Here is a 12,215-nt window from a genome sequence, read left to right on the forward strand (position 1 = left end):
CGGCACCGGAACACAGGAGCGTGGTCCATGTCCCCGACTGTCATCGCCCGCCCGCTTGCGGCCGCCCTGCTCGGCCTGCTGGCCCTGCCTGCGGCCGGGTCCGGCCCGCCGCCGCGCACGGATGCCTATGAAGCGATCGTGCTGCAGTCGCACGAGTTCCTCATCTACCATCCGGACCTGCGCTTCCGTGGGCTCGGCATGCAGGCCCGCGAACGGGGCCGCCACGAAGAAGCCCGCATCGACTTCCGCAATGCCGCGCGCTACGGCGACAAGCTGTCACAGGCAGCGCTGGCCGACATGCTCTGGAACGGGCAAGGCGGCCCGGCCGACCGCGCCCTGGGCTACGCGTGGATGGACCTGGCGGCCGAGCGCGGCACCGAGTGGCTGGTGGTGCAGCGCGAACGCTTCTGGGAGGCGCTGTCCGCCGACGAACGCGAGCGCGCGGTGCGCGAGGGCCGCGCGCTGTACGCCGAGTTCGGTGACCCCGCCGCCACACCGCGGCTGGAACGCGAACTGCGCGCCGGCAGCATGCAGCAGACCGGCAGCCGCGCCGGCTGGAGCGGCGCCATGCGCAGCCAGGGCCGCGGCGATGCCGGGCCGCGCGTGCTGCAACCGGAGAAGCACCAGCTGGCCCGTTACTGGGATCCGGTGGCCTACCGGCAATGGCAGGACGAGGCGTTGGCGAAGTCGGGGCGATGACGTTGGTTTTTTTCCATGGCCATGGCCAGGAGGGCGATCATGAAGGCGAAACACGCTCCACTCTGCCTGTTGCTGCTTCTGTCGACGGCCGCTGCCGTCGCCGCAAAGGAATGTCCGGTTGAGGCCCCGCGACGGATTCCGCCCACCGTCCTGACCGGAGGGTTTTTCGATTCGCACCCGGACCTCTTCTGGCGAAGCATGGCCCAACGGGCCGAACAGGATAAACAGCCCGCCAGGGCCCTGGTCTACTACAAACGCTCGGCACGCTACGCCGACAAGTTCTCCCAGGCAATGGTGGCAAGGCTGTACCAGGAGGGTATCGGCACTGCGCCGGACCCGGTGATGGCCTACATCTGGATGGACCTGGCCGCCGAGCGCATGTACCACGACTTCCTGGTCCTGCGGGAACACTACTGGGCACGCCTTGATCCGCTGCAGCAGGCACAGGCGATCGAGCGCGGCCAACAGGTATACGCCGACTATGGCGACCGCGTAGCCAAGCCCCGCATGGAACGGGCGCTCAGCGACGGGCGCCGGCAGATCACCGGCAGCCGCGTCGGCTACGTGAGCTCGGCCCTGGTCGTCGTGCAGCGACGCGGCGACGAGCAGGGCATCGCAACGCCAGGCAACATCGTCTACGACAACGACTACTGGAAGGCCGCCGACTACTGGTGCCTGCAGGACAACTACTGGCGGCCAGCGCTTGCGCCCAGCATCGAGATCGGTGCACCGCAGCAGATCCGCGACGGCGGGCCGGGTGGCGACTAGAATTGGCCGATGGCCAAGCTCTACTTCTACTACTCGGCGATGAACGCCGGCAAGACCACTACCCTGCTGCAGAGCGCACACAACTACCGCGAGCGCGGCATGCGGGTGGCGATCCTGACCCCACGCCTGGACGACCGCGCCGGCGCCGGCGTGGTCGCCTCGCGGATCGGCCTGCGCGCCGATGGCATGGCCTTCGACCGCGATACCGACCTGGAGCGCTGGGTGGAGCAGGATCTGGCGGCCAACGGCCCGATGGGCTGCGTGCTGGTGGACGAGGCGCAGTTCCTGACCCGCGGCCAGGTCTGGCAGCTCAGCGAGGTAGTCGACCAGCTGCGAATTCCGGTGCTGTGCTACGGCCTGCGTACCGACTTCCGCGGCGAGCTGTTCGAAGGCAGCCAGTACCTGCTGGCCTGGGCCGACGAGATGCAGGAGATCAAGACCATCTGCCACAGCGGCAAGAAGGCGACCATGACCGTGCGCGTGGACGAGCATGGCCACGCCGTGCAGGATGGCCCGCAGGTGGAGATCGGTGGCAACGACCGCTACGTGTCGGTCAGCCGTGCGGAGTTCAAGAAGATCACCCGCGGCGAAGGACGGATCGATCCGGCGCAGGCACCCCTGCCGCTGTAAGGGGTGTTCTTTTGCAGGGCTTGCAGCCCTGCACCTGCAGAGACAACAGCAACGGCAACAGCGGGCATTCCGTGGGATGGCGGGGCGGTGTCGGAGTGCGGGGACGCTGCAAGTACGTCCCTGTAAGCTTGGCAGCCGCATCCATGCGGCTGACACCCCGCACTCCGACACCGCCCCACCTCTGACAGTTGGCCGCGGCTGTTGGTAGGTGTCGACCTTGGTCGACACATCTGTCAGATATCGAATGAAATTCCGGGGTCAGATCCGTTTTCCTTCGTAAAACGGATCTGACCCCATGAGCAATTCCGACAGATCGCGGAGGTCTGTCGAAGGCGGGGTGGGTCCGGTGGCGGGAGTGTCCGCGGCATGGATGCCGCGACCAAGCCCCCAGGGAAGGGTTTACGGCGTCTCCCGCCACCGGACCCACCCCGCCTACCCTCAGGAAACCAGCTTCTGCTTCGGCTGTTGCTGTTGCTCTGGCCTCTGCAGGTGCAGGGCTGCAAGCCCTGCAAACCCAACCCCCTCTTAGTACAGCGTGCGCTCCGGCGCACCCGCCGGCGGCGGGGTGTACTGGTACAGCCAGGTTTCCGTAAGCGTCTTGCCGCCACTGCGCAGGAACAGACGGATGTCGATCTGCTCGGTACTGCCTTCCGGCGGCACCAGGTCGAACATCGCGCGATAGCCGTTGATCTCGCGCAGCGGGCGCGCCGACACGATCTCGACCCGGCCACGGCTGGCTTCCACCACCGCCTCGACCTCACCCTTGTCGATCAGGCTGGCCAGCTCGCCCCCTTCGAAGTCCACCGCGAAGCGCCAGCTGAAGTACTCGCGCTTCTTGCCGACCACACCGCCCAGGCCGGTGCGGCTGGCCACGCAGTGCGCCAGCGGCGGGCGCGCCGGCGGTTCGGCGCCCCAGTACAGGCGGTAGCCGACCAGCAGCTCCTGGCCCGGCTGCGGCTTTTCCTTCGGGTTCCAGAACGCCACGATGTTGTCGAACGTCTCGTCCACGGTGGGAATCTCCACCAGCTGCACCGAGCCCTCGCCCCATTCGCCCTTCGGCTCCACCCACAGGCACGGGCGCTTCTCGTAGAACACGCCGTCGTCCTGGTAATGGTCGAAATTGCGGTCGCGCTGCAGCAGGCCGAAGCCGCGCGGGTTGCGGTCCACGAACATGTTGAAGCGCAGGTTGCGCGGGTTCAGCAGCGGCCGCCAGATCCATTCGCCAGCGCCGGTCCACAGCGACAGGCCATCGGTATCGTGGATCTCCGGGCGCCAGTCCCATGCCATGCGGCGGTCGTTCTCGCCCACCTGGTACATGCTGGTGCACGGTGCGATGCCGAGCCGCTCGATCGGCTTGCGCGGGTACAGCGCGCTGTCGATGTCCATCAGCAGCACGTCGCCATTGGTGATCGCGAAGCGATAGGCGCCAGCCACGCTGGGTGAATCCAGCAGGCCGTAGACCACGATCGTGTCCGAATCAGCCGATGGCTGTTCCAGGTAGTAGGCGATGAAATCCGGGAATTCCTCCGGCTTGCCCATCCCGGTGTCGATCGCCAGGCCGCGCGCGGACTGGCCGTACTGGCCTTCCTTGCCGACCGCGCGGAAGTAGCTGGCGCCGAGGAACGCGGCGAAGTCGCGGTCAGTGTCCTTGCGGGTGTTCAGGCGGAAGCCGGCGAAGCCGAGGTCGGCCGGCAGCTCGCCATCCTTGATGCCGCTCTTGCCGTAGTTGAACGCCGCGCCGTCATAGGCCAGCTCCTGCGCCTTGCCGTCGACCACGTCGAACATGCGCACCGGCGAATGGAAGTACAGGCCCAGGTGGAAGAACTTGGCCTGGAACTTGCCGGGCTGGTCGGCCCACAGCGCATGGTCCTGGCGGTAGCCGATCGACTGGTACTGGTCCCAGTCCAGTCCTTCCAGACGGCCCGGCAGCACCCGCTTGTGGCTCTTGTAGGGCGCCTGCGCCAGCGCGCGCGCCTGGCCCTTCAGGGTGGCGAAGTCGAACGGTTGCGGCTGGCCGAGGCGGCGCAGGCCCATCTGGCCGCTCCTGCTGGCCGCGCACGCGGGCAGGGACGGCAGGCCGAATGCAGCCAGGGCGAGGGAGGCATTGCGGATGAAGTCGCGTCGTTGCATGCAGGCGCGTCAGGCACAGGGAGGAAGGTCGGCCATCATAGGCAGACAAACGTTAACGGGCAGCGGAGACGCGCCCTGCCCGTTCAGCTGCCGCTGGCAGCGGCTCAGCGCTGGCAGTGGCTGCACCAGACGCTGGCGCGCTGGCCGATGGTGGCGTGCTTCAGCGCGCGGCCACAGTTCGGGCAGGGCAGCCCGTCACGGCCGTACACCAGCAGTTCCTGTTCGAAGTAGCCCGGCGCGCCATCGGGGCTGATGAAATCGCGGAGGGTGGTGCCGCCACGGGTGATGGCATAGCCCAGGATCTCCTTCACCGCGTCGGCCAGCCGCTGGTAGCGTTCGCGCGAGATCTTCCCAGCCTCGCGCAGCGGACTGATGCCGGCCTTGAACAGGCTCTCGGCGGCGTAGATGTTGCCCACGCCCACCACCACCGCCTGGTCCATCAGGAAGGTCTTCACCGGCGCACTGCGGCCACGGCTGCGCGCAAACAGGTAGTCGCCGTCGAATCCCTCGTCCAGTGGCTCCGGGCCCAGCCCCTGCAGCAGCGGGTGGATCTCACCGGCGGGCTGCCAGAGCAGGCTGCCGAATCGGCGCGGGTCGTTGAAGCGCAGCAGGCGGCCGTTGTCCAGACTGATATCCACATGGTCGTGGGCGCGCAGCGGTGTGTCACCGGGCAGCACGCGCAGGCTGCCGGACATGCCCAGGTGCAGCACCGCGCTGCCGATGGCGGTATCCAGCAGCAGGTACTTGGCGCGGCGGCGGATGTCCTCGATGCGCTGCCCCGGCAGCAGCTCTGCCACTTCCGGTGGAATCGGCCAGCGCAGGTCGGCGCGGCGCAGGATCACGCCATGCACGCGGCGGCCCTGCAGGTGCGGCGCCAGGCCGCGGCGGGTGGTTTCGACTTCGGGCAGTTCAGGCATGCAGGGATTCTATCCCCGCTCTGCGGCCGGCACCTGGCCGTCGATGCCGGGGAATGATCCCCGGCATCGACCGGTGTCAGGCGCCCTGGCCGGCGCGCACAGGCTCCGCCGGAACCGGTGCCGCAGCGGCGGAACGGTCCGGGAACAGCGACGGCAGCGTTTCCACGAACCGGGCCAGGCACTGGTCGCTGTAGCGCTCGGCCGTCTGCTTGACCAACGCATAGTCGTCGGCCTGCCAGGCTTCCAGGGGTGCGGCCACCGGTGCGTCGACCTGGCACTGCACGCCTTCGCCACCGACCAGGCGCAACAGCTTGCGGGTATACGGGAAGCCGACGTGCTGGGTCTGGCGCAGCTCGTACTGGGTATCGGCATCGCCCAGTTCCTTGTAGATCAGGGTGAAGCCATCGGCGGTGATCTGCACCGGCCGTACCTCTGCCGGCACGGCGCCCGGATGCGCGGTGAAGTACTCGGCCAGGCGCATGCGCACCTGGTCCTGCAGGTAACCGAAGGCCGGGTTCGGAACGGTCTCCACCCGGGTTCCCTTCAGCTGGTCCTTCTTGAACGAGCTGCCGCCGAGCGTGCCGGAAAACAATGACACGGCAACCTGCGCGGCCACCAGCTTGCCGGTGGTGGAACGCTGCACCAGGCGCAGCGTCTTGTCGCCGACTGGCTGGCCATCCGCGCCCATCTGCAGCTTTACGCTCACCGGCACCCGGCTTTCCCAGGCAGGCAGCTCCGCCACGGCGGCGACAACGCCGGCATCAGCGGCGGGAACGTCTGCAGCCGTCGCCGTGTCGGACGGGGCGGTCGGGGGTGGCTCGTTGGCCAGCACAGGCGAGGCGATGACGAGGCTGCCGAGCAGCGCGGCCGCCAGCAGGGGTGGGTTCGATTTCATGGGGGATCCTTGGGTCGTGTCGGGCCAGTGCAGGCGATTCCGTTCGGCATCGATCATCGCAATGGCACCGCACTCCCTTCCATGTCCTTCCCCCTACCGCGATCCATCGCGGTCGACATGCCAGATCGCCTTACCCGTGCGGATCGACCGGTACCCGGGATCGCGTCGAACCCACCATCGGCAGCACGCCGGGAATCTTTAGCGCGGAGGCGCCGCCAGTTCGCGCGCATCCAGGAAACCATCACCGTTGGCATCCTGCTTGTGGAAGCGCTGCACGATCACCTGCCGCTGCTGCTCGCGGCTGATCGCCCTGCCCTTGCCACCGGGCAGCTCCTCGGCCGTCAGCACACCATCACCGTTGCGGTCCATGCGGTCGAAGGCATACAGCATCCACTGCACGTACTCGGCCTCGCTGACCCTGCCGTCGCCATCGCTGTCCATCCGCTGCAGATAGCTGGCGGTGTCGGTGACCTGGGCCAGCGCCGCGCCCGGCAGCAGTGCCGCCAGCAGAAGCCCGTACCCTGCCCTCACGCGCCCACCAGGCTGTAGCCCTTCAAGCGTGCGGCGTAGGCCTGCAACGCCGCGATACCGCTTTCCTCGGCCTCGCGGCACCACGCCTGCAACTGGTGCAGGCGCTCGGCGGCGTCGTGACCTCGGGCTTCCAGCAACGCCGCCAGCCGCGCGCGGTACTCAACCAGGGTGCGGATGCGCGGGCGCTGTGCCACCCATGCGCTGAGCTGGGCACGGCTGTCCGGCTTCAGCCAGCGACCATCGTTGACCAGTCCACGGCGCAGCCGGCGCGGCAGCAGGCGGCGCAGCTTGGCTCCGGCCTGGGCGGCTTCCTCGCGCAGGGCCGGCATGAACACATTGCGCTGGTAGTCGGTCATCGCCTGGAAGCGATGCGACAGCAGCGCCTTAAGGGTCTCGGCATCGGGCACGGCGATGTTCGGACGCACGTCCATGGCCGGTGCCACCCGCAGCACCTTGGCCAGGCGCAGCGCCTGCAGCAGGCGGATCGCACTCCAGCCGATGTCGAATTCCCAGCGCCGCATCGCGAAGCGCGCCGAGCTGGGGAAGGCATGGTGGTTGTTGTGCAGCTCCTCGCCACCGATCCAGAACCCCCACGGCGTGAGATTGGTGGAGGTATCGGCAGACTCGTAGTTGCGGTAGCCCCACCAGTGGCCCAGGCCGTTGACCACGCCGGCCGCCCAGAACGGGATCCATGCCATCTGGATCGCCCACAGGGCCACGCCGGGCAGGCCGAACAGCACGCTGTTGATCACCAGCAGCAGCACCGGGCCCAGCGTGGCGTGCGGGGTATACAGGTGGCGCTCGATCGCATCGTCCGGGGTACCGCGCCCGTACTGTTCGATGTCCGCGCGCATGCCGCGTGCCTCCCGGTACAGCTCCACGCCGTGCCAGAACACCCTGCCGATGCCGCGGGTGACCGGGCTGTGCGGGTCGTCCTCGGTCTCCACCTTGGCGTGGTGCTTGCGATGGATGGCCACCCACTCGCGGGTGATCATCGAGGTGGTCAGCCACAGCCAGAAACGGAACACGTGGGCCAGCGCCGGGTGGAAATCGACCCCGCGATGGGCCTGGCTGCGGTGCAGGTACAGGGTCACCGAGAAGATGGTGATCTGGGTGAAGACCAGCAGCACTGCCAGCATGGCCCACCACCCCAGGCCGAGCACACCACCGGTCAACAGGGACATCAGGGCATCAGGCATGACGGCTCTCCGGATCGACGCGGGGATGGCAGACATGATGGCCGCTTGCGTTGCAAACTGCATCCCTGCGGCGATGTATCGCATCGCCATCCGTGGCACCGTTCACAGTTGGGGACCTGAGTTGTCGAGCCTTGATCCACGCGCCAGCGCCATGACCGCCGCCCCGCCCGTCGCGGAGCTGCCCCCCTTGATCGAACTGGACCGCGCCACCGTGGTGCGCGGCCAGGTGAAGGTGCTGCACGGGCTCAGCCTGCGCATCGCGCAGGGCCAGCACACCGCCCTGCTCGGCCCCAACGGCTGCGGCAAATCCACCTTCATCAAGCTGATCACCCGCGAACTGTATCCACTGGCGCAGGGCGACGGCACGGTGGCGGTGAAGGTGCTGGGCCAGAACCGCTGGCAGGTGGACCGGCTGCGCTCGCAGCTGGGCATCGTCACCGGCGACCTCAGCAGCAACTTGGCCGACATGCCCGGCCTGACCGTGGAACAGGCGGTGCTGTCCGGCTTCTTCGCCAGCTACGTGGTGCCGGCCTTCCGCGAAGTGACCGCCGACATGCGTGCACGCGTCGGTGAAACGCTGGCGATGACCGGCGCCCTGACGCTGCGCGAGCGCGCCTATGCCGAGCTGTCGGCCGGCGAGACCCGCCGCGTGCTGATCGCCCGCGCGCTGGTCAATCGACCGCAGGCACTGCTGCTGGACGAACCCTCCACCGGGCTGGACCTGGTCGCCCGCGAGCAGCTGGTGGCGACCATGCGGGTGCTGGCGCAGCAGGGCATCACCCTGGTGCTGGTGACCCACCACATCGAAGAGATCATTCCGGAGATCGAGCGCGTGGTGCTGCTGCGCGATGGTCGCGTACTGGCCGACGGCACCCGCGCCGAGCTGCTGCGCAACGAACCGCTGTCGGCGGTGTTCGGCGGCGCGATCACCGTATGCGAGCAGGAAGGCCGGCTGACCGCGTACGCGGGGTGATCGACATGCCACTGTAGAGCCGAGCCGATGCTCGGCTGCTCCTGATCACGGCAAACAGCAGCCGGGCATCGGCTCGGCTCTACAGGATGCAATGCAGCGGGCCGGATATCCCGGCCCGCCACCGCCGTGCTCAGAACCGCAACGCCAGCGCGCGCGACTCGATCGGTGCCATCCGGCTCTGGTCCTGCAGCTGCAGGTCGCGCAGTTCGTACGGCGCACCGAAACCGGCCGGCAATGCGGCCTGGTCGAACGGCAGCACCAGCTGGCCTGCACCGGGGCCATCGAACCACGCCGCCGCATGTGCCTGCGCGACCGGCTTCAACTGGCCATCGCGGGCCGTGGCGTACAGCGTGCCGCGTGCTTCGTAGCGGCCAGCGGCGGCCACCTGCAGCGGCAGTGCCACCTGGCGGCTGGACGGGTCCGGTGCCGCCTGGCCACTGAAGCGCGCGGTCGGCCGTGCCACCGCGAAAGCCACCTTGCCGTCGCGCAGCACGCCATCGGCCTGGGCGAACACCTGCAGTTCCCACAGCCCCTGCACGCTGCCGAGATCGGCGGGGATGCGCACCTGCGCGCGCAGGCTGCCGTCGGTGGTGCGCAGCAGGCGCTGCGGCCAGCTGCGGCCATCCGGTGCGACCAGCAGGGCTTCACCGCCCAGGCCGCCACGGCGCGATGCCAGCTGCGCGGTGGTGGCGCCGTCTTCCAGCAGGCGTGCCTGCAGCTGCACGTTGCCACCAGCCAGCACCTGCGCCTGGTTGGCCTGCACTTCCAGCCGCAGCGGGCTGTTCGGCTCAAGCACCTGCACCACATAGCGGCCCTGCGCCTGCGTGCTCTGCAGCGTGTACGCACCGGCCGAACTGGTCGCGCCGGTGCGCAGCATGCTGCTGCCATCACTCACCGGCATGCCGGCATCCTGCAGCGCGCGCGCATCGACACTGCGGGCCACGCTGCTGCGGCCGGCCGGGTCGCGCACCTGCAGGGTGTTGGCAGGCAGCGCGCGGGCACCTGCGGCCGGGCTCAGCTGGATCACCGCATCGGGCGCCGTCAGCGGCAGGTCCAGGCCGCGTTGCAGCTGCGTGCCATCGACCTGCTGCCAGTAGCTGCGGCTGACCGAGGCATACGGCGTGGCCGCCTGCAGCGGTTGTGCCGGGTCCAGCGCCCAGGCAAAGGACAGCGGCGCGTGCTCGCTTTCATCGGCGGGCAGCGGCGCGGCCACCAGTGCGGCAGGCACCTGATCGCCCGCGCGGGCGGCCTGCAGCGGCTGCGCGGCCTGCGCTGCGGAAAGGGACAGCACGGCCAGCAAAGCACTGGCCAGCAGGGTGGAATGGTTCGTCATGGTCATCTCCCTCACTGGTTCAGGTCGTTGCGCAGCAGGGTGCCGAGGCCGAAGCACTCGCGCCGGCTCTGGTTGTGGCTGAGTGGTTCGGCGCCCTGGGTGCGTGCCTTGTCGGTGAACCAGGTGGTGCCGGCAGCCTTCTGGCTGCTGCACTCCAGGAAGCCATCGGAGCAGGACGACAGCCAGTTCTGGGTGAACTCCAGGCCGACATTGGCGGCGTAGCCACCGCAGTAGCTGTTGCTGTCCCACACCGCCGATTCCACATCGCTGCCGACCACCGCACGGAACGGTTTGGGCAGCGCCGGGCGACCGGCCGTGCCGTACAGGTTCTGCGCGTTGTAGGTGGCCATGCTCGCCACCTGCTGCTGGCGTACCGCGTCGTTCTTGTAGCCCAGCAGCCAGCCCAGCGACGTTTCGAAGGTATTGCCGTTGAGCACCGCATCGGCCAGCGGCGTGCCCGCCGAGGACGGAGCCAGTGCATTGACCTTGCGCACCGTGCGGATGATCTTCGCATAGCGGCTGTCGTAGGTCGGGTTGGACAGGATCCAGCGCATCACATTGCCGCCGTTGGAGTGGGTGATCACCACCAGCTGGGTGATGCCACGGCTGTCGATGAAGCCGGTCAGCTGGTTGGCCAGGCAACCGGCCGCTTCCGGTTTCCACATGTACTGGGTGAAGTCACAGTTGATGACGACGTAGTTGCTGCTGTTCGGCAGACCCTGGCGCACGGTGTCGATGATCGCCGGCTGCCAGTAGTCCTGGGTGGCATTGGTCTGCGCGCCGGTGCCATGCACGAAGGCCACGCCGACCACGTCGGCGGCCTGCGCCGGGGCGGTTGCCAGCCCGAGGAGCAGGGCCAGGACGGTACTTCCTGTTGCGGTGCTGCGCATCGCTTCTCTCCCTCTGTCAGTGGATCCCCCCGACCCGGCTGGAACTGGACGGCCTCTCGACCCCGTTGTGTCGATGCTCGCGGCGCAGGCGCGTGAAAGTCCGTGCGCTGCGCCCGGATTCAGGAGACTGACGACACTCGATGACGTTTTTCATACTGCCCCGATGACCATGCCGGGTCTGGCCGTATGACCGATGGCCACTGCGGTGTCGCATACGGGCTGCGATCATGACGCGATGTTTTTCCTCTGGAGCCGTCCATGTCGCTGATTTCCCACACCGCCCGCCCACTGCTCGGTCTCACCGTTGTCGCGGTCCTGGCTGGCTGCGCAGCCACCGCCAGCAAGCCGACCGCCGTCGAAGCCAACATCACCACCAAGGCGGTGGGCTATCTGGACACGAGCGCGGTTCCGGCCAGCCTGGACCTAGTGCCGGCACCACCGGCGGCCGGTTCGGCCGCCCTCGCCCTGGACGAACAGGTCAGCCGTGAAGCCCGCGCGCTGCGTGGCAGCCCGCGCTTCGCCCAGGCCGGCGTCGATGCGGAACTCGGCTTCCCCGAAGGCGCCAACCACTTCTCCTGCGCCGCCGACATCGACGTCGATGCAGTGAAGACCCCGGCGCTGTACCGACTGCTGGAGCGCAGCCGGATCGACGCCAGCGCCGCCACCAAGGCGGCCAAGAACCACTACCAGCGCCCGCGCCCGTTCATGGTCAACGGTGAGCCGACCTGCTCGCCGAAGGACGAGGACGGCCTGCGCAAGAACGGTTCCTATCCGTCCGGCCACACCTCGATCGGCTGGGCCTGGGCCCTGATCCTGTCGGAGATCGCGCCGGACCGCGCCGATGCCATCCAGGCCCGCGGCCGCAACTACGGCGAGAGCCGCCTGGTGTGCAACGTGCACTGGCAGAGCGACATCCTCGAGGGCCGCTTCATGGGCGCGGCCGCCGTGGCCCGCCTGCATGACAACGCTGCCTTCAACAAGGACCTGCTGGCCGCACGCAAGGAGATCGAGGCGGCGCGCAAGGCCGGTCGGCACTCCAGCCGCGACTGCGCCACCGAGAATGCGGTGCTGAAGGTGCGCCCGCAGAGCGCGCTGTAAGTGATGGTCCGGGGTCAGAGCCCTTCCCTGCGGAAAGGGATCCGACCCCGGCGCGGAATGCCGACCCCATCGGGGTCGGATCCCTTTCCGCAGGGAAGGGCTCTGACCCCGCACAGCAGAAGGGCCGGCATTGCGCCGGCCCTTCTGCATTG

General features: G+C 68.4%; 12 protein-coding genes. 5 read left to right on the top strand and 7 right to left on the bottom strand.

Annotated features, from left to right (window positions below):
- Positions 1 to 27: 27 nt before the first annotated feature.
- The 3 genes from AC5P98_RS16065 (at position 28) to AC5P98_RS16075 (ending at position 2,097) form a co-directional block, all read left to right on the top strand.
- Positions 28 to 699 carry an SEL1-like repeat protein gene (locus AC5P98_RS16065; protein ID WP_049404934.1) on the top strand — a complete coding sequence of 224 codons (672 nt, stop codon included), beginning with the start codon at positions 28 to 30 and terminating at the stop codon, positions 697 to 699.
- A gap of 198 nt (positions 700 to 897) precedes the next feature.
- Positions 898 to 1,467 carry an SEL1-like repeat protein gene (locus tag AC5P98_RS16070; RefSeq protein WP_014645442.1) on the top strand — a complete coding sequence of 190 codons (570 nt, stop codon included), beginning with the start codon at positions 898 to 900 and terminating at the stop codon, positions 1,465 to 1,467.
- 9 nt (positions 1,468 to 1,476) lie between these two features.
- Positions 1,477 to 2,097, top strand: coding sequence for a thymidine kinase (locus tag AC5P98_RS16075; RefSeq protein ID WP_046427657.1), 621 nt, complete (start codon positions 1,477 to 1,479; stop codon positions 2,095 to 2,097).
- Between the two features lie 525 nt (positions 2,098 to 2,622).
- On the opposite strand, the gene AC5P98_RS16080 is transcribed toward AC5P98_RS16075, so the two are convergent.
- The 5 genes from AC5P98_RS16080 to AC5P98_RS16100 form a co-directional block, all read right to left on the bottom strand.
- Complete coding sequence (locus AC5P98_RS16080; RefSeq protein WP_014645440.1) at positions 2,623 to 4,227, bottom strand: OpgD/OpgG family glucan biosynthesis protein; 1,605 nt, start codon at positions 4,225 to 4,227, stop codon at positions 2,623 to 2,625.
- A 104-nt stretch (positions 4,228 to 4,331) separates the two neighbouring features.
- Entirely contained in the window at positions 4,332 to 5,144 is an 813-nt protein-coding gene (mutM, locus tag AC5P98_RS16085) for a bifunctional DNA-formamidopyrimidine glycosylase/DNA-(apurinic or apyrimidinic site) lyase (RefSeq protein ID WP_014645439.1), read from the bottom strand.
- Positions 5,145 to 5,220: 76 nt separating this feature from the next.
- Positions 5,221 to 6,039: a hypothetical protein gene (locus AC5P98_RS16090; RefSeq protein ID WP_014645438.1), complete on the bottom strand. Its 819-nt coding sequence runs from the start codon at positions 6,037 to 6,039 to the stop codon at positions 5,221 to 5,223.
- A gap of 198 nt (positions 6,040 to 6,237) precedes the next feature.
- The gene (locus tag AC5P98_RS16095; RefSeq protein WP_014645437.1) at positions 6,238 to 6,570 is read right to left on the bottom strand and encodes an EF-hand domain-containing protein; all 333 of its coding nucleotides are present in this window, start codon (positions 6,568 to 6,570) and stop codon (positions 6,238 to 6,240) included.
- The gene (locus AC5P98_RS16100) at positions 6,567 to 7,769 is read right to left on the bottom strand and encodes a DesA family fatty acid desaturase (protein WP_014645436.1); all 1,203 of its coding nucleotides are present in this window, start codon (positions 7,767 to 7,769) and stop codon (positions 6,567 to 6,569) included. The genes AC5P98_RS16095 and AC5P98_RS16100 overlap by 4 nt, the downstream gene beginning before the upstream one ends.
- Before the next feature lie 151 nt (positions 7,770 to 7,920).
- Between AC5P98_RS16100 and AC5P98_RS16105 the strand changes: the two genes are divergently transcribed.
- Positions 7,921 to 8,742, top strand: coding sequence for an ABC transporter ATP-binding protein (locus tag AC5P98_RS16105; RefSeq protein ID WP_032962356.1), 822 nt, complete (start codon positions 7,921 to 7,923; stop codon positions 8,740 to 8,742).
- 130 nt (positions 8,743 to 8,872) lie between these two features.
- On the opposite strand, the gene AC5P98_RS16110 is transcribed toward AC5P98_RS16105, so the two are convergent.
- Both AC5P98_RS16110 and AC5P98_RS16115 read right to left on the bottom strand, forming a co-directional pair.
- Positions 8,873 to 10,075 carry a DUF4785 domain-containing protein gene (locus AC5P98_RS16110; protein WP_046427650.1) on the bottom strand — a complete coding sequence of 401 codons (1,203 nt, stop codon included), beginning with the start codon at positions 10,073 to 10,075 and terminating at the stop codon, positions 8,873 to 8,875.
- Positions 10,076 to 10,086: 11 nt separating this feature from the next.
- Entirely contained in the window at positions 10,087 to 10,965 is an 879-nt protein-coding gene (locus AC5P98_RS16115) for a hypothetical protein (RefSeq protein WP_049408887.1), read from the bottom strand.
- 258 nt (positions 10,966 to 11,223) lie between these two features.
- Here AC5P98_RS16115 and AC5P98_RS16120 point away from each other — a divergent pair, with 258 nt between their 5' ends.
- Positions 11,224 to 12,063, top strand: coding sequence for an acid phosphatase (locus AC5P98_RS16120; RefSeq protein ID WP_049408886.1), 840 nt, complete (start codon positions 11,224 to 11,226; stop codon positions 12,061 to 12,063).
- The last annotated feature ends 152 nt before the right edge of the window (positions 12,064 to 12,215 follow it).

Source organism: Stenotrophomonas sp. YJH_SMC_135 (assembly GCF_059372355.1).